The 15,501-nt window shown below is 65.3% G+C and carries 17 protein-coding genes; 7 read left to right on the forward strand and 10 right to left on the reverse strand.

The window, feature by feature from the left end:
• Positions 1–10: 10 nt before the first annotated feature.
• The gene (locus tag CURTO8I2_RS09900) at positions 11–511 is read right to left on the reverse strand and encodes a hypothetical protein (RefSeq protein ID WP_159680803.1); all 501 of its coding nucleotides are present in this window, start codon (positions 509–511) and stop codon (positions 11–13) included.
• A gap of 354 nt (positions 512–865) precedes the next feature.
• On the opposite strand from CURTO8I2_RS09900, the gene CURTO8I2_RS09905 reads away from it, so the two are divergent.
• From CURTO8I2_RS09905 to CURTO8I2_RS09915, 3 genes are all read left to right on the forward strand, one after another.
• The gene (locus CURTO8I2_RS09905) at positions 866–1,066 is read left to right on the forward strand and encodes a hypothetical protein (RefSeq protein WP_159680805.1); all 201 of its coding nucleotides are present in this window, start codon (positions 866–868) and stop codon (positions 1,064–1,066) included.
• Between the two features lie 73 nt (positions 1,067–1,139).
• Complete coding sequence (locus CURTO8I2_RS09910) at positions 1,140–1,679, forward strand: pyridoxamine 5'-phosphate oxidase family protein (RefSeq protein WP_159680806.1); 540 nt, start codon at positions 1,140–1,142, stop codon at positions 1,677–1,679.
• A 185-nt stretch (positions 1,680–1,864) separates the two neighbouring features.
• The gene (locus CURTO8I2_RS09915) at positions 1,865–3,025 is read left to right on the forward strand and encodes a PHB depolymerase family esterase (protein WP_159680808.1); all 1,161 of its coding nucleotides are present in this window, start codon (positions 1,865–1,867) and stop codon (positions 3,023–3,025) included.
• Positions 3,026–3,092: 67 nt separating this feature from the next.
• Here the strand turns inward: CURTO8I2_RS09915 and CURTO8I2_RS09920 are convergent, their stop codons facing one another.
• Positions 3,093–3,629 carry a hypothetical protein gene (locus CURTO8I2_RS09920; RefSeq protein ID WP_236551064.1) on the reverse strand — a complete coding sequence of 179 codons (537 nt, stop codon included), beginning with the start codon at positions 3,627–3,629 and terminating at the stop codon, positions 3,093–3,095.
• 221 nt (positions 3,630–3,850) lie between these two features.
• Between CURTO8I2_RS09920 and CURTO8I2_RS09925 the strand changes: the two genes are divergently transcribed.
• Positions 3,851–4,168: a hypothetical protein gene (locus CURTO8I2_RS09925; protein WP_159680812.1), complete on the forward strand. Its 318-nt coding sequence runs from the start codon at positions 3,851–3,853 to the stop codon at positions 4,166–4,168.
• Positions 4,169–4,375: 207 nt separating this feature from the next.
• Here CURTO8I2_RS09925 and CURTO8I2_RS09930 read toward each other — a convergent pair whose 3' ends face one another.
• The 4 genes from CURTO8I2_RS09930 to CURTO8I2_RS09945 form a co-directional block, all read right to left on the reverse strand.
• Positions 4,376–4,888 (reverse strand): CIA30 family protein, encoded by a 513-nt coding sequence (locus CURTO8I2_RS09930; protein ID WP_159680814.1) that lies wholly within the window; start codon positions 4,886–4,888, stop codon positions 4,376–4,378.
• Positions 4,885–5,865, reverse strand: coding sequence for an NAD(P)H-quinone oxidoreductase (locus CURTO8I2_RS09935; RefSeq protein ID WP_159680816.1), 981 nt, complete (start codon positions 5,863–5,865; stop codon positions 4,885–4,887). Before CURTO8I2_RS09935 ends, CURTO8I2_RS09930 begins: the two co-directional genes overlap by 4 nt.
• A gap of 339 nt (positions 5,866–6,204) precedes the next feature.
• Positions 6,205–6,552 carry a hypothetical protein gene (locus CURTO8I2_RS09940; RefSeq protein WP_159680818.1) on the reverse strand — a complete coding sequence of 116 codons (348 nt, stop codon included), beginning with the start codon at positions 6,550–6,552 and terminating at the stop codon, positions 6,205–6,207.
• A 179-nt stretch (positions 6,553–6,731) separates the two neighbouring features.
• Positions 6,732–6,896, reverse strand: a complete 165-nt coding sequence (locus CURTO8I2_RS09945) for a hypothetical protein (protein ID WP_236551065.1) — start codon at positions 6,894–6,896, stop codon at positions 6,732–6,734.
• 505 nt (positions 6,897–7,401) lie between these two features.
• Between CURTO8I2_RS09945 and CURTO8I2_RS09950 the strand changes: the two genes are divergently transcribed.
• The gene (locus tag CURTO8I2_RS09950) at positions 7,402–7,662 is read left to right on the forward strand and encodes a hypothetical protein (protein WP_159680822.1); all 261 of its coding nucleotides are present in this window, start codon (positions 7,402–7,404) and stop codon (positions 7,660–7,662) included.
• 138 nt (positions 7,663–7,800) lie between these two features.
• Here CURTO8I2_RS09950 and CURTO8I2_RS09955 read toward each other — a convergent pair whose 3' ends face one another.
• From CURTO8I2_RS09955 to CURTO8I2_RS09965, 3 genes are all read right to left on the reverse strand, one after another.
• Positions 7,801–8,106: a hypothetical protein gene (locus CURTO8I2_RS09955; RefSeq protein ID WP_159680824.1), complete on the reverse strand. Its 306-nt coding sequence runs from the start codon at positions 8,104–8,106 to the stop codon at positions 7,801–7,803.
• A 115-nt stretch (positions 8,107–8,221) separates the two neighbouring features.
• Positions 8,222–9,586, reverse strand: coding sequence for a serine hydrolase domain-containing protein (locus CURTO8I2_RS09960; RefSeq protein ID WP_159680826.1), 1,365 nt, complete (start codon positions 9,584–9,586; stop codon positions 8,222–8,224).
• 509 nt (positions 9,587–10,095) lie between these two features.
• Entirely contained in the window at positions 10,096–10,413 is a 318-nt protein-coding gene (locus CURTO8I2_RS09965; RefSeq protein WP_159680828.1) for a hypothetical protein, read from the reverse strand.
• Positions 10,414–10,902: 489 nt separating this feature from the next.
• Here CURTO8I2_RS09965 and CURTO8I2_RS09970 point away from each other — a divergent pair, with 489 nt between their 5' ends.
• Positions 10,903–12,015, forward strand: a complete 1,113-nt coding sequence (locus CURTO8I2_RS09970; protein ID WP_159680830.1) for an ImmA/IrrE family metallo-endopeptidase — start codon at positions 10,903–10,905, stop codon at positions 12,013–12,015.
• Positions 12,008–12,532, forward strand: a complete 525-nt coding sequence (locus CURTO8I2_RS09975; RefSeq protein WP_159680832.1) for a DUF4411 family protein — start codon at positions 12,008–12,010, stop codon at positions 12,530–12,532. The genes CURTO8I2_RS09970 and CURTO8I2_RS09975 overlap by 8 nt, the downstream gene beginning before the upstream one ends.
• Before the next feature lie 123 nt (positions 12,533–12,655).
• On the opposite strand, the gene aceE is transcribed toward CURTO8I2_RS09975, so the two are convergent.
• The gene (aceE, locus tag CURTO8I2_RS09980; RefSeq protein WP_159680834.1) at positions 12,656–15,346 is read right to left on the reverse strand and encodes a pyruvate dehydrogenase (acetyl-transferring), homodimeric type; all 2,691 of its coding nucleotides are present in this window, start codon (positions 15,344–15,346) and stop codon (positions 12,656–12,658) included.
• Between the last annotated feature and the right edge of the window lie 155 nt (positions 15,347–15,501).

A 15,501-nucleotide genomic window follows, 5' to 3' on the forward strand; every position in this document is an offset into this window, starting at 1 on the left:
CGGGCGCGCGTCAGGGCACGTAGAGCCAGTTCTGCGCGTCGCCGCCATGGTCGCGCACCTGCCAGAACGCGCGCGACAGGTGACCCTTGAAGCGCGTCCGTGACAGCAGTCGACCGCCGATCTTGGCGGTCGACGTCGTTTCCACCATGGCGCGCCGACCGCCTGGCGCCAGTTCGATCCGGGTGATCTCGTGGGCGATGTCCAGCGCCAGCAGTCCGCCGGTCTGGTCCGAAGCGGCCTGCAATGCCGCCAGCCCGTCGCGCAGCTGGCTGCAGGCTTCATCACGATGGGTGTCCTGACGGGTGTGCGTGCCCGCGACATAGGACACGCCCTGCAGGCGGAAGTCCTTCGCCATCGTCGCGCACAGCGCGTCGCTGTCGAAGCGGCGCGTCGCCTCCAGCTGCGCCTGGTAGTGCGCGCGGACATCCGATTCGGAGATGCGGTGCGCGTGTTCGTACACCAGCACGCCCGCGACGAGCAGCACCATGCCTGCCAACAGAATCCTGACCATGTTCGAGTCCCTTCGTTGATCCGAGATGTGCGCCTGTGCGGGCGCGCCCCTTGCGCCGACGACACTCCATGTCGGGCTGTCCGGGATCGTAATCGGCGCACGCGGTTTTCGCCATGGACGCACTTGGCCGGCCCAGACCGGTTCGCCGCGCTGTGCGACGTGCCGGCATCGACGAGGTGAAGCGCGCCTGTCCGTTGCATCGCCGTGCCTCCATGAATGCCACGGCATCGCCCGGGATTCACGCCCGCGCGTGCAGCGTCGCGTCTCCCGTCGCGTCGGGACAGCTGCAACACCCTCGCAGCGCCCGCCGCCCGGGCCCATCGACCCACCCACCCTTGCCAACAGGACACCCCCATGGGACTTCTCAGAATCGCCACCGTCGGCGCGCTCGGTTACTTCGCCTACCAGGCCTGGCAGCGCCGCACGTCCGCCCCGCAGCTCGAAGACGACGCCTCGCCGGGCACCGACCGCCCCCTGGTCACCAATGTCTCCGACGATGCCAATCGCGCGTCCCACGACAACGCGGCGACCACGCCGGGCGCCGGCGCGCACTGACGGCATCCATCCATTGCGCGCGCATCGTCCACGGCGACGTGCGCCGCATCGCACCCCCATTCCGGAGACACCGATGGATTCGATCAACCGCAACCAGCCCGAACACAACCGCGAGGATCTCGCCGGCGGCAGCGCCATCGCCCGTATCCGCGAGATGACCAAGGACGCCGAGTCCTGCTTCTTCTGCACCACCCCGCTGACCGGCAGCGCGACCGGCGGCACGCGACCGATGGCGATCGAGGAAGCCGACGACGCCGGCGCGCTGTGGTTCCTCAGCGCATCCGACAGCCACAAGAACGCCGAGATCGAAGCCGACCCCACGGTGCGCCTGTATTTCCAGGCGTCCAAGCATTCGGGTTTCCTGGCCCTCGACGGGCGCGCGACGATCAGCCGCGACCGCCAGCGCATCGACGATCTATGGAATCCGATCATGAAAACCTGGTTCACCGGGGGCAAGGACGACCCGCGCATCACCGTGATCCAGGTGACGCCGACCGGCGGTTACTACTGGGACAACAAGCACGGCGATTTCGTCGCCGCTTCGAAGATGGTCGTCGGTGCCGCGCTGGGCAAGACGCTGGACGACTCGATCGAAGGGCGCGTGTCGCCCTGAGGCCCTGGCGGGGCGGAGCCGCACGGCTTCGCCTCCCCGCCCGGCACCGGCGGTTCAGGCCTGTCGCGGTCCAGCGCCCGTGCACTCACACGCGCGCCCGTAGGCTGCAGCGGCGGACTCCCCCGCTCCGCCTGGCATCCGACTTGAAATCCATCCGTTCACTCCTCCGCCGGCATGCGCCGGCGATGACCGCCGCACTCCCGGCATCCGTCCTGCGCCGCGGCGCCGCGGGCGCCCAGCAGATCCAGACCACCATCCAGGACGCGTTGTCGTCCGCAGGCATTCGCGCCGACGGCAACGCGACCGGCGTGCAGAAGACCATCCAGGACGCGCTGCAACAGGCCGGCCTGCTGCCGACCGATGACGCGTCACCCGCGCATGCCACCTCCGACGTGGACGCGCGCGCCGCGCAGACCGCACCGCGCGAGGACGCGGGCACGCGCCTGCATGGCGCGGAGCCGACCCGACGGGTCGCGCGGGGCGTCACCACCGAACACCGCTACAGCACCCAGGCGGGCTCACGCGGCTACACGCTGTATGTGCCGCCGGGTCTCGATGCCGCGGATGCCCCCGCCGCGCCGTTGATGATGATGCTCCACGGCTGCACGCAGTCGCCTGCGGACTTCGCGGCCGGCACGCGCATGAACGCCCTGGCCGATGCACACGGCGTGATCGTCGTGTACCCGGCGCAGACCGCCCGCGACAACGGCCAGAAATGCTGGAACTGGTTCCGCCGCGAGGATCAGCAGCGCGGTGCGGGCGAACCCGCGATCCTCGCCGGCATCGTCGAGGACGTCGCCAGCCGGCACCGCATCGACACGCGCCGCGTCTACGTGGCGGGCCTGTCCGCCGGCGCGGCCATGGCCGTGATTCTCGGCCGCACCTATCCGGACACGTTCGCCGCCGTCGGCGCGCATTCCGGCCTGCCGTTCGGCGCGGCGACCGACGTGCCCGGCGCCTTCGCGGCGATGCAGGGGCGCGGCCAGCGGTCCGACGTCGTGTCCGGCACCGACGCGCAGCGTGTGCCGACGATCGTCGTGCACGGCACTGCCGATCACACCGTGCGGCCCGACAACGGCCACGCGATCGTGGCCAATGCGACCGGCGGCACCGCCTCGATCGCGCCGCTGCGCGCGCAGCCCGCCGGCACCACGAAGATCAACGGCCGTGCGTGTACCCATACCGCTTACGTCGACGAGGCGGGCAGCGTCCGTGTCGAGCATGTCGTGGTCGAGGGCGCGGGCCACGCGTGGAGTGGCGGTGATCCGTCAGGCAGTCATACCGACGCGAAGGGCCCCGACGCATCCGCGTTGATCCTGGCCTTCTGTCTGCGCCACGCGCAATGAATCCGGCGGGGCGGCCGTTGCTGCCCCAAGGTCTCGGTTGGGCTCTGTGACGCGCTGAAGGCGTGTCTCAGGGCCCGCACTGCCAGCGCCCCTCGAACGCACGACTGGCACCGTCTGCGCGCAGATAGGTCAGCGTCGCGGGCCGCGGCGGCGATTCGCCGTCACCGATCGCTGCACCGGTTGTCTCGATCCGGATGGTCTTGCCCTGCCCGGTGAACGTCGGATTTGCGGTCATGCCGTCGAAGCCGCCCGGCGCGCGAACCGGCTCCACGTAACCCGCCACCTTGACGACGCCCTGCGACGGCGTCTGCGCGCCGACGACGCCCATGGCGTAGAGCAGCGGCGCCTGACCGTCCTCGGAAAAGCTGCAGGCCAACTCACCCTGCAGACGCGCGCCGGACACATCGTCCTCGCGCAGGACCTCGAGCACGATGTCCGAACCGTCGCCGCCCACCGTGCCGCCCGCAGGCGCCACCGGCGCGGGCGTCGCCTCGACCGGCGTCGTTGCCGGCGCAGGCGCTGCGGCATCGCCTGCGGCCGGCGTGACGGCATTCTCCGCCGGCGTGCACGCCGCGAGGCACGCGCCCGCAGCGAGCGGGATCACCCACGTTCTGGCGATGGCGGAAGACCAGCGTGGGATGGACGATGTCCGGGACATGAAGTGCTCCTGCATGACGGCCGCGCCTGAGGTGTGTGCGGCCTAGGCGCCCGATGCTCGTGTCGCGCACCTTCGCGTGTCGTGAAGCGCGCGTCGATTGACAGACAACGTCCGTGCACGGCGCGCCGCCTAGACTCGACGCATCGCCGCTTCATCGCTTGCACCGCATGCCACAACTCACGACACCCGACGGCCGCTACCTCATCGTGCGCGGACGTCTGTGGCGCACCAGCAATCCCGCCTTGCCCGAACCGGAACGCCAGCGCCTGGTCGACGCGCTGATGGACGCGCGCCGCGCGGTGAAACACGCAAAGCAATCGGACGACGCAGACGCCATGACGCAGGCACGCCGCGACGTCGACACCGCCAAGCACGCCCTCGGCGAACGTGGCCCCGTGTGGTGGACCGACGGCGCGCCGGAATACAACCGGCACCTGGTCAAGAATTCGCCGTATGCGGACTGGTACGCGCGCCGGAAACCCTGAGGCACACGCGTCATCGTGACGGATCCGCGCGCCACCCGTCAGTGGTCAAAGCGCCACGATCACATCCACGCTTCGCACCTGTTCCCGGCAAACGCTGCGCGTCTCGCAACGACGCCCCGGACCGATCGATCTTGCTGACGGCCCGACGCCCTGCGGCGGCGACTACCGTCTCGCACCACGCGTCGAGCGCTGGAGGCTTCGACAGCCTCAGGCGTTGCGCGCCACGTGCAGCGGCCGGATCCACTCGACATCCAGCGCGAAGTCGCCGGCGCGGCCGTCGCCGATCAGCAGGCCGATCTCCTCGACCTTCGACAGATCGAGCTGCGGCCCGTCGAGCACGGTGCCGCGATACGTCGGCTGCATTGCCGCGAACGCGACGGTCACTTCGATCCACGCCTGGGCGCGGGTGGCGAAATCGCCGCGCCAGGAGACGTTCGAGCCGCGGTGCCGCGCGTCGGTGGCGAGACGCAGCTGGTACGCCCGCCCGTCGCCGCGCACCCGCAGGCGCATTGCGGTGGCATCGCGCAGATCGAACGCGCCGTGCGCGCGGATGGACGCGAAACCGCCGTTGTCTTCCAGCGAGGTCATGCCGGAGAACGTCAGCACGCCATCGCGCACGACGACGCCGCTGCGGGAATGCCCACCCATCACGTCGTCGTCGAGCGTGACCCAGCGCGCGTCGATCTCGGCGACGGGAAAGCGTGCAGGCGACTCGCTCATGCGACCTCCAGCACCACTTTGCCGAAGTGCTCGCCGCCTTCGAGATACGCATGCGCAGCGGCGGCGTCGGTCAACGGGAAGGTGCGGTCGATGATGGCGTTGACCTTTCCTTCCGCGACCCACGGCCAGACCACGCGTTCGATCGCAACCGCCAGTCGCGCTTTCTCGTCGGCGCTGCGCGGGCGCAGGGTGGAACCCGTGAGCACGGCCTGCTTCTGCATGAGGCGCATCACCGGCACCTCCAACGTCGGCCCGCCGAGTGCGGCGATGTAGACGATGCGGCCTTTCGGATTCAGCGCGTCCAGCGTGGCGTCGAAGGTCGGCGCGCCCACCATGTCCAGCGCCACGTCGATGCCGCCGTGTTCCTTGGCGATGCTGCCGAACTCCATCGTCGAGGTGTCGACCGACACGTCCGCGCCGAGCGCGTGCGTGCGTGCCGCCTTGTCCGCGCCGCGGCTGCTGGCCAGCACGTGCGCGCCCGCGGCCTTGGCCATCTGGACCGCGGCCACGCCGATGCCGGACGTCGCGCCGTGCACCAGCAGCCATTCGCCCGGCTGCAGGGCGCCGTGTTCGAACACGTTGGCGTAGACGGTGAACAGCGTTTCCGGCAGCGCTGCCGCGTGCACCCAGTCGAGCCCGTCGGGAATCGGCAGCACGTGGCGCGCATCGGCGACGGCGTATTGCGCATAGCCGCCTCCGCCCAGCAGCGCGCACACGCGGTCTCCCGCCTTCCAGCGTCCGGCGCCGTGCACGATCTCGCCGGCCACTTCCAGCCCCAGTGTGTCCGGCGCACCCGGCGGCGGTGGATAGGCGCCGCCGCGCTGCACGATGTCGGGACGGTTGACACCCGCCGCGCGCACGCGGATCAGCACCTCGCCGTCCTTCGGCACCGGCCGCGGCAGCTGCACCGGATGCAGCGCATCCGCGTCGCCTTTGCCGCCGCGGATGGCGATGGCGGTCATGGTCGGCTCTGTCATCGGAGGGTCCTGCAATCGCGAGCGGGGCTCGCAGTGGTCCACACCCTACCCACCCGTGCGTTGTGGCCGGGTGGTGCCCGCCCATGCTCCGGTCGATCGACTGCGCTGTGCGTGTGGCGTGCCGGGCAGCAGGTCGTGGCCCACATCTCCGCGCCATGCAGCCGGCCGATCACATGCACGCGTCTCCAGATGCCTGATGGGCATGACGCCCGCGCTTCAGTCAGCCGCCGCCGCGTCACGATGAAAGACCCGCGATGCCGCCGGCGTTTCCAGCACCCGGCACAGCGCCGCGTTGGGCATCGCCTTGCCGTAGCGCCAACCCTGGATCCAGTGCAGCCCTCAATACCCTTGCGCCTCGTACTCGCGCAGGAACGCCTCCAGCGGCACGAGCGCCTTCGGCGGCAGGTCCTCGTCCAGCAACGGCGCGGTATGACGACGCGCCCCGATCCAGCGCGCCATGAACCGCCTGGCCTGCGCGGGCGAGGCGGCCGTGCCGGCGTACTCCCTGCGCCGCCACTTCAGCCAGTACCGGCCGCCGGGATACACCGCGCCCACCGCCTTGCCCTGCCACATCAGCATCATCACGCCGGCGCAGGCGCGCCATTCGTAGAGCAGCGGGATCGAGCGCAGCGACCGACGCGCCACGCCGATCTCTTCCCGCAGCAAGGGGTTGGTCTGCCAGTCCATGGCCGCAGGATGCCCGGCCAGCGGGTCACGGGCTGAGACGCCGGTGCGGCCCGGCCACACAGATCGGATGCCCCGCGCGATGCTGCGAGGGGGCGCATGTCCGGCGCAAACGCTTCGGCCCGGCCCGACGCGCCGACGCCGCGGCCCCTTCCGTTCGATGATGGTCTGCGCGAGGCCGCTTACGCCTCGCGCTGATCGTCCTGCTGCGCGTTCCGGTCCTGGGGCGCCTGCGGGTCCGGCTTCGCTTCGGCGTCCCGCTTGTCCTGCGCGTCTTTCTTCGCCTGGTCATGATGCCACTTGATGGCGAAGAACATGCCCGTACCGAGCACGACGACCTTGAACACGATGAAGACTATGGGGAACCAATCGTACATTCTGATCTCATCCAGGCAGGCACTCGCCAGTGCGGTGCGCGAGGCGCGGCGTGACCCTGCCACGCTGCGTCAACAGCCCATGCGTGCATGCCGTCGGATGCAAGTCTAGACCTGTCGCCGATGCCCTCTGCGCGACCGTTTGTCGCACCGCGCGCCCGGTATCCGGGCGTCGGCGTCCGGGACAGCACGGACGCGCGCGCCGTGCATGTCTGCGCGCGTGTCGCCAGCGACCCTTCGCGGCGTCGACCGCCGACACGTGTACAGGTTCGAACCTACCGTCGCAGCGCCCGCACCCATTCATGCCGAGGCCGCGCAAGCACGCGCCGTGATCGCCTTTCGTGCCGGAATCGCTGGATGCAGGGCCGGGTGGCACCGTCACCCGCTTTCGGCCCCCAGACCCGATCACTTATGCATCCGCGCACCGCATGCCGACCGTACCTGTCTGTCCCGGCTGGTGATCCTACGGAGCGCTGCAATGGCACGACCCGCACAGGCACACGATTTCGCCATCACCATGCGACCTCGCCGCACGCTGCACACCGTGGTGGCCGAACTGAAGGCCCACGTGCGCCGGCAGAAGGCCTTGGGGGCGCGACAGCTCGCCTGGAGCGTCAATGTCGGCGGCCTCAGCGACGAGACGCTCGACGATGCACTGGCCGCGATGGCCCGCGTCGATTGCGTCGGCACCTGGGAGCGCGAGTACGGATTCGTCGCGCACTTCACGCTGACCTGGTGATGCCGGCCAGGTTCGGTGGGGTTGAGTAAACCCGGCACCATCAGGCTGGGTAAGCCATCTTGCCCCTCAGCAACCGGAATTGCCGCACCACCACGCGCGATACGTGAACCTGACCCAGCTACCTCGCGGTCCTGTCGATCAACCCGCCGTACGCAAAGACAGGCTGACGATCATCAGCAAAGAGGCGCCAAGGAAGCCCACATACGTACCCGCGTACAGGGCGAAGACCAAGCGCTCCACATAACGCAGTCTTGTCGCCTTCAGACGAAGAAGTCGGAACGGCAGAAGGTCAGAGAAGAAGAACTGTCTGGGCTTTCCAAGTGCATCGTAAAGAGCTGAGCGCTTCAGCAGGCGGATCGATAGAAGCCGCAGAGCAATCATTGCACTGCCGAAAATCATCACGGCATTCGAGATGTCGTCAAAGCTCGTTCCGATCAACCGCATCGTGTCTCGCTCTAAAGAGATGAAAAGTGCAGCGCTCCCGATGCTATCGCAGACGCCTTCTGGGGCATCGACTCAGATTGCTGAGATCCGAGGAACTCATGTTTAGCGCCGCCGTCTACTCCACCGGCGGCGACAGATGCCAGTGCAGTCGCGTCAGCAGGCGGTCGCAGACCGGCGGGTCGCGGTTGCTGAGGCAGACCATGGTCATGTCGTTGGTCGGATAGATCGACAAGGCGGCGCTGTTGCCGGGTGCGCCGCCGCCGTGGCCCCAGTGCGGGAACTCGGGCGGGCCTGACGAGATGAAGCCGTAGCCGTACCAGTCGGTTTGCTGCTTGATGGCCTCTTCCAGCAGCGGCAGTGGGATCAGCGTGCCGGCCTTGAGCGCCTCGACGAACCGCACTTCGTCATCGGCCGTCGTGACGCCGCCGCCTGCGGGTGTGCCGCGCCATGGGAGTTGATGGGCGCTGGGCACCAGCGTGCCGTCGTCGGCCTGCGTGTAGCCGCGTGCGACGTCGCCCATTTCGTCCAGCGTCGGGTAGCGCGTGGACGTCATGCCGGCGGGCGCAAAGATGTGTTCGGCCACGTAGTCGTAGTAGCTCTGACCGCTGACCGCCTCGACCACGGCGCCGAGCAGCAGGAAGCCGTAGTTCGAATACTCGAAGTCCGATCCCGGCGGGAACGCCGGTGCGCGGTCGCCGTTGAGCTTGATCAGATCGGCAATGGAGCGCACCCGGGCGCGGTTCGCGCTTTCGTCCGGCTGCAGCACGCCTATGTCACCGGTGCCGCCCTGATGCGACATCAGCTGCCGGATCGTGACGGCCGCCATCGCCTGGTTGGGATAGTCGGTCAGGTGCTTGCCAAGGGGATCATCCAAGCCGAGCTTGCCGGCCGCGACCAGCTGCAACACCGCGACGGCGGTGAACATCTTGCCTTGCGAGGCGAACAGGAACGGCGTGTCCAACTGCACCGGCGTGTCGTCCTCACGACTGGCGAGGCCGAAGGGCCTGGCGTAGAGACGCTGACCGTTCTGCTCGATGACCAGAACACCCGAGAAGCGATCAGCTTCCGCCAGCTGCGTGGCAAAGGCATCGAACGCGTCCAGCGCTTTCGCCTGCGGGATCTGCAAAGGTGCCTGCGTGATGTATTCGAGACGCCCCGACCCTGCGTCCTCCACCTTCACAGTGATGCGTCGCTGGACAGGGAAGCTGCGCTCCTGCGTCAGCGCGACGAGCTCCAAGGGCTCGTTGCGTTCGACCGCAACCACATCCAGGCCGCCGGTCTCTTCGCGGCTGTCGAGCAGGTACTCGATGTTGTGCTCGGGGTCGCCGAATCGCCTCGCATTGAACTCGGTCAGCGCGGCGCGGTTGTTGCGGTTGAATGCGTCGAGCCACTCTTCGAAGGCTGTCTCTGCCGGCGGCTTGGCTGACGCCGGCATCACGAAGCAAAGCAGCAAACCCACCGAGGTCAACGAAAACCGCATCAGCACCTCCTCCTCGCCAGTCACCGGATCAGCGACTGAGGTCCTAATCGAGCGGATAAGTGAACCTGGCACCGTTAGTTCTGCGGGCACCGCTATCTGGCAAAACTTGGCACCGTTAGCGCGCCTTTATCCCGCAAGAACTACCCGCCTCCTCGCATCCTCTTTCGAGACTCCAGAAAGAATGGGATGTAGCCAATTCCGAATGCCAGACCCATAATTCCGAACCACTCAACCATGCTCAACGCAAATCCACCAACTATTACATTAATGATTCCATAAGATGCTAAGGAGAAAACCAGTGCCATCAATATGTAAAGAATAAGCTGTTTTAGCAGGATGCCCTTCGTCATTTATCTCTGCTCCTTCGGCGCAGCTCAGTCAGATCTCCAGAAGCACCCACACCATTGCTACTGTAAGTGAACCTGTCACCGTGACCCTCAAGGTCGCAAAGATCTCGACAGTCCTGTCGCTCCCTATATTCGTAAACAAGGGCGCTCAGCCTCAAGACGTCAAAGCCCGCTGTTGATCGGGTAAATGTTCTTCGCGAGCTTTTTGTGCATCAACCACGAAACAACTGACAACCCGCCCAAACAAAGACTGCCCGGCAGTATGGAGCTATAGAGCGCATAACTCCTGTCATCCAGAAAAGCCGAAATTCCTTTGATGGTCACTGGATTAATTTCACCGGTAGCAAAGTCCGCCATTCGATTGGCAGTCGCGAGGTAAAAACGGTCATATTCCATTCTCGCGGCCCAGACCACGACAGCCCCCGCCGCAAAAAACAAGGACGCGCCATTACAGATGCGGCTCCAAAAATCCTTGTCCATCATATGAAATTCGGCTCTCGACTCGCTATTTCATACCATGTTACCAATCGGCATGCTGTTAAGGGAACGACCTCACGAATAGCCAAGCGATGCTATTGGTTCATGCCAAATCCTCCGATGACTTCCTGCTGAAGATCGCCGAAAGGGTCGGCGAATCAGGGTTAGCCGCATCAACACCGACTCGGAACAGCACCACGCAGTCGACAACATGCCTTAAGTGAACCTGGCACCGTTAGCTAGAGAAAGTGAACCTGGCACCGTTATCACAGCAATTTAATCTGACACCGCTAGCTCGCCCTTAACGCTCCCGAAGGCGCGCATGACGACCTAGTTCTCGCCTTAGCTGGCGGTACTCGGGCCGAGTCGCCCGGAAGCAGCTCCCGGGCTCCATGCGGGGTTGACTCGCTAAGTGTCTCACCGCTTGGGACGGACTGTGATTAAATGGAGCCTGCACCTACCTTGGCGACGGCAGCGACTACAGTGGAACCCGTGACACTCTCCCGGGAAGTGTTGGACTGGGCTGCGGATAAAGCTGGCTACACGCTGCAATCCTTTGCCGATTCCATAGCCAAGCGAGATGCCGATCGCCAGCGCATCGCTGCGGGTCAGCTTACATCTGCTCAAGTGGCCAAACTGGCCAAGAAGGCGAAGGTTCCTTTTGGCTATCTGTTTCTTGAGAAGCCACCTGAAATTAAACAGGCGACCATACCCGATCTTCGACAAGTGCAGAATGCTGTGCCGCTCAGCGACGACTTTTATGAAGTGCTAGAAGACGTCATGGCGAAACAGCAGTGGTATGCGGAATATTTAAGTGAGTCCGGCGAGCGAGCGCTCCCATTCGTGGGTAGATTCGCTTCCGTTGCTAGCAGGAAAGTGCCCGCGATAGTTGCGGACATGCGTCAAGTCATGAAACTAAGTGATGAAGACAGACGCACAAGCGCCGATGCCACCGCCTACTTTTCTAAGCTGAGTGCGAAAGCAGAAGCCGTGGGTATTCTGGTCATAAAGACGAGTTTTGTTAAGGCGGCGACGAAGCGCGCACTATCTGAAAAGGAGTTTAGAGGGTTCGCGCTCAGCCATCCCACGGCGCCAGTAGTGTTCGTGAATGGGCGCGATGCTGAGGTGGCAGCGATTTTCACGCTTATGCATGAGCTAGCCCACATATGGTTGGGTATTACAGGTGTAACTGACCTGACCGCCAAGCCGGCAAGCAACGTTGAAAGGATATGCAATGCCGTTGCTGGCGAGCTGCTCGTTCCGTCGGCGGACTTTGCGGGACGTTGGAACAGTCCCGAAGATTTGCAGCGCCTAGCGAGTTACTACAGGGTCAGCAAACTGGTCATCGCACGACGAGCGTTGGATAGTGGATACGTCGATCAAGATTTCTATGACGAAGTAGCCAATGCCGCGCGAGCCCCCAAGAAGCCCGGCAAACCAACTGCGCTTCTGACCATTCCTGTTCGAAACAGCAAGCGGTTCACGCGAACTGTTGTGGCTGAAGCAATGAGTGGGCAGACGCTTTTACGTGAAGCCGCCAGCCTTCTGAATGTTAGGCCAGACACAGTTGTGGCTTTGGCAAAGGGACGCGTCAAAAATGGCTAATAAATACATTGTAGATTCGAACGTTTTTATCCAGGGGAAGAATTTTCATTATGACTTCGCATTCTGCGTTGGATTTTGGGACTGGATAGAGGCGGGCTATAACGCTGGGGTGATTTTCAGCGTTCGCAAAGTCAGGGACGAATTACTCAAGGGCAAGAAAGGGGATCTCGGACGCGATTGGGCGATGAAGATGCCGATGGACTTTTTCCTGGACGACGCCGGGGACGCAGCAGTGATGAAAAGCTACGCGGAAGCGATGGTGTGGGCTGCCAGGGATGTGCATTATTTGCCCGCCGCGCGTGCGAAATTCGCGGACGTGGACAAAGCAGATGCATTCCTCCTCGCGTATGCGAAGACCTACGGCCACCAGATCGTTACGCAGGAGCATTCGAACCCTGCAAAGAGGAAGGAAATCCCCATTCCCGACGCAGCCATTAAGCTGGGGGGAATTCAAACCCTGACGATCTACCAGCTTCTTACGACCCACGCGAAGCCGACGTTCCTCTTTAAGCCTTAGCGCGCTCGTCCACAGTCAGCTGCAGAGCAGGCCGCACCGCGCTGAGAAAGGTGCCAGACTCACTTATTGCCAAACGAAAAGGGCGGCCACTTGGCCGCCCTTTTTTCTGCACCGCGCCTGGAATCAAACCCCAACCGGATTCGCCTTCTCCGGATCGATCTTGTACAGCTTGATCGCTCGGGCCACGTCCTTGCCGGTCATCTTTCCGTCCTTCATCAACCCCTCGATGGCCGCCTGGGCGATGTAGTAACGGTCCACCTCGAAGTGACGACGCAGGTTCGCACGCGTATCCGAGCGGCCGAAGCCGTCGGTGCCGAGCACGGTGTACGTGGACGGGACGAACGCGCGGATCTGGTCAGCGAACGCGCGGACGTAGTCCGTCGCGGCGATGACCGGGCCCTGGCGGCCTTCGAGCAGCTGGGTGACGTAGGCCTTGCGCGGGGTCTTGGCTTCGGGGTTGAAGCGGTTCCAGCGCTCGACATCCCAACCGTCACGACGCAGCTCGGTGAAGCTGGGGCAGGACCAGATGTCGGCGGTGACGCCGAAGTCCTTGTCCAGCAGCTCGGCGGCGGCGATGGCTTCGCGCAGGATGGTGCCCGAGCCCAGCAGCTGCACGCGCAACTCGCCCTTCTTGGCCTTGCCGGCATCCTTGAGCAGGTACATGCCCTTGATGACGCCCTCGGCCGCGCCTTCGGGCAGCGCCGGGTGGCTGTAGTTCTCGTTCATCAGGGTGAGATAGAAGAACTCGTCTTCCTGCTGGTCGAGCATGCGCTGCATGCCGTAGTGCAGGATCACCGCCACTTCGCCGGCGAACGTGGGGTCGTAGGCGCGGCAGTTCGGGATGGCGCCGGCCAGCAGGTGGCTGTGGCCGTCTTCGTGCTGCAGGCCTTCGCCGTTGAGCGTGGTGCGGCCGGCGGTGGCGCCGAGCAGGAAGCCGCGGGCGCGCATGTCGGCGGCCTGCCAGGCGGAGTCGCCGATGCGCTGGAAGCCGAACATCGAGTAGTAGATGTAGAACGGCAGCATCGGCACGTCGTTGGTGCTGTAGCTCGTCGCCGCGGCCATCCAGCTGGAGAACGCGCCGGCTTCGGTGATGCCTTCTTCCAGCACCTGGCCGGCCGCGTCTTCGCGGTAGTACGAGAGCTGGTCACGGTCGACCGGCTTGTACTTCTGGCCCTGCGGGGCGTAGATGCCCAGCTGGCGGAACAGGCCTTCCATGCCGAAGGTGCGGGCTTCGTCGGCAACGATCGGCACGACACGCGGGCCCACCTGCTTGTCGCGCAGGATGATGGACAGGGACTGCACGAACGCCATGGTGGTGCTGATCGAACGCTCGCCGGTGTCCTGCATCAGGCGGTCGAACACCTTGAGCTCGGGCGCCTTGAGGGTCTCGGTGCTCTTGCGGCGACGCTGCGGCAGGAAGCCGCCCAGCGCCTGGCGGCGCTCGAGCATGTACTGCACTTCCTCCGAGTCCTTGCCCGGGTGATAGAACGGGATTTCGCCGTCCTTGAGCGCGGCATCGGATACCGGAATCTTGAAGCGGTCGCGGAAGGTGCGCACGGCCTCGTCGTCGAGCTTCTTGGTGTTGTGGGTGGGGTTTAGCGCCTCGCCGGCGCTGCCCAGGCCATAGCCCTTGACCGTCTTGGCGAGGATGACCGTGGGCTGGCCCTTGGTGTCCATCGCGTTCTGGTAGGCGGCGAAGACCTTGTGCGGATCGTGGCCACCGCGGTTGAGGCGCCAGATGTCGTCGTCGCTGAGGTTGGCGACGAGGTTCGCGGTTTCCGGGTACTTGCCGAAGAAGTTCTCGCGCGTGTACGCGCCGCCGAACGCCTTGCAGTTCTGGTACTCGCCGTCGACGGTCTCCATCATCAGCTTCTTGAGCATGCCGTCCTTGTCCTTGGCAAGAAGCGGATCCCAGTAGCTGCCCCAGATGGTCTTGACCACGTTCCAGCCGGCGCCGCGGAAGCCGCCTTCCAGTTCCTGGATGATCTTGCCGTTGCCGCGCACGGGGCCGTCGAGGCGCTGCAGGTTGCAGTTGATGACGAAGACCAGGTTGTCGAGGCCTTCGCGGCCGGCGACCGAGATCGCGCCGAGGCTTTCCGGCTCGTCCGTCTCGCCGTCGCCCATGAAGCACCACACCTTGCGGTCGGACTTGGGCATCAGGCCGCGGGCTTCGAGGTACTTCCAGTAGCGCGCCTGGTAGATGGCGGCGATGGGCCCGAGGCCCATCGAGACCGTGGGCACCTGCCAGTAATCGGGCATCAGCCAGGGATGCGGATAGGACGAGATGCCCTGGCCGTCGACTTCCATGCGGAAATGGTCGAGCTGGCTTTCGGTGAAGCGGCCTTCGAGGAACGAGCGGGCGTAGATGCCCGGCGAGCTGTGGCCCTGCGTGGCGATGACGTCGCCCGGGTGGTCGGCCGACGGCGCGCGGAAGAAGTGGTTGAAGCCCACGTCGTACAGCGTGGCCGACGAGGCGAAGCTGGCGATGTGGCCGCCCAGGTCACCCGGCTTGCGGTTGGCGCGCACCACCATCGCCATCGCGTTCCAGCGGATGATGGAGCGGATGCGCCATTCCAGCTCGGAATTGCCCGGCATCTTCGGCTCGAGATGCGTGGGGATGGTGTTGACGTATTCGGTGGTCGGCGCGAACGGCAGATGGGCGCCGGCGCGGCGCGTCAGTTCGACCATGTTCTCGAGCAGCTGGTGGGCACGGTCCGGGCCGCCGACGTCGATGACCGCTTTGAGCGACTCGACCCATTCGCGGGTTTCGGTCGGGTCGGGGTCGTTCTGCAGGACGTCGTTCAGCCAGTTCATTCTCTGCTCCAGCGCGGCGCATGTGCCCGCGTCTCGTGGGGGTCGTTCGGACCCTGAATTCTAACAGGGGGCGCCGGCTGACATCGGACGCCAGCGGACGGTCCCGCGTTGCCACGAACGCCGCCCTCGGCCATGATCCCGCGTTCAGGGGAGGA

The organism is Luteimonas sp. 9C, assembly GCF_902506295.1.
Taxonomy (GTDB): Bacteria; Pseudomonadota; Gammaproteobacteria; order Xanthomonadales; family Xanthomonadaceae; genus Luteimonas.